2 pseudogenes are annotated in these 1227 nt (G+C 53.7%); both read right to left on the reverse strand.

Features of this window, described 5'->3' with window-relative positions:
- Positions 1-805: pseudogene (locus R7Z41_RS23990) on the reverse strand (pyridoxal phosphate-dependent aminotransferase); the annotation flags it as partial.
- 177 nt (positions 806-982) lie between these two features.
- Positions 983-1227 (reverse strand): annotated as a pseudogene (locus tag R7Z41_RS23995) (alpha-amylase); the annotation flags it as partial.

Consider the following 1227-nt stretch of genomic DNA (forward strand, 5'->3'; position numbering starts at 1 on the left):
CGGTGATGATTTTTTCATTGGCGATGATAATGCCGCAGCGGGAGCCAGGTAGACCCAGCTTGGAAAGACTCATGCACAGCACGATATTCGGATTCCATAGCGGGCGCGCTTCACTGAAGATGATACCCGGGAACGGGACGCCATAAGCGTTATCAATCACCAGCGGAATGCCGTGTTGATTCGCCAGCGCGTCAAGCTTCAGCAACTCTTCGTCAGTAATCACATTGCCTGTTGGATTCGTCGGCCGGGAGACGCAAATCATCCCGGTTTCTTCGCCAATATGCAGATGCTCAAAATCGACGTGGTATTTAAACTGGCCTTCCGGCAGCAGTTCAATATTCGGACGCGCAGAGACAAACAGATCTTCTTCCAGTCCGGCGTCAGCGTAGCCAATGTATTCCGGTGCCAGCGGGAACAGCGCTTTTTTGACCCGACCATCGGCACGGCGTCCGGCAAACAGATTAAATCAGTAGAAAAACGCGCTCTGGCTGCCGTTTGTTAGTGCAATATTCTGTGGTTCGATATCCCAACCCAACTTCTCGCGCAGCATTCCGGCAAGCAGTGTGAGTAGCTCCGTTTTCCCCTGTGGACCGTCGTAATTGCACAGTGCATCAGTCGCTTTGCCACTTTCCAGCATGTCGGTCAGTAGCGTCTGGAAGTAGTCCTGCATTTCCGGGATCTGCGCCGGATTACCGCCGCCGAGCATAATCGCGCCAGGCGTGCGTAAACCGTCGTTCAGATCTTCCATCAACAGCGTAATGCCGGAGTGGCGGGTAAATTTGTCACCAAAAAGGGAGAATGTCATAGCGGGATATCTGTCGAACTCTGTAGCAAGGAAGGTAACAATAACGCTACATTTGCTGGGGTGCAAATCGGTCTGTTGGAGAGTGAGCGGTGCTTTATCCTGCAACGCTGATTAGGGCTGACATTTTATCCTGGTTGGCGGCTTCCCGAGGTACTGACGAACGGGAAGCCGGAAAAGTCACTGTTGCCCAGCCCAGATGACCAGCACTTTATCGTCGCCATGCTCACGAACAAAGCCGTAGCCCTGCTTCAGCGAAAGTGTCGTTTGTTTGCCCGCGCCAATTGCGGGATGGCGGGCGCGGAACTGGCTGATTTTCTGCCAGTGCGCGACGTTGGCGGCAGATTTACCGCTAACATCCTGCCAGTTCATATCCGAACGTGTACCTTGCAGCGGATCAGAACCTGTAGGACCGAACGGACGCG

The organism is Vibrio sp. 1457 (assembly GCF_033340195.1).
Classification (GTDB): Bacteria; Pseudomonadota; Gammaproteobacteria; order Enterobacterales; family Vibrionaceae; genus Vibrio; species Vibrio alginolyticus.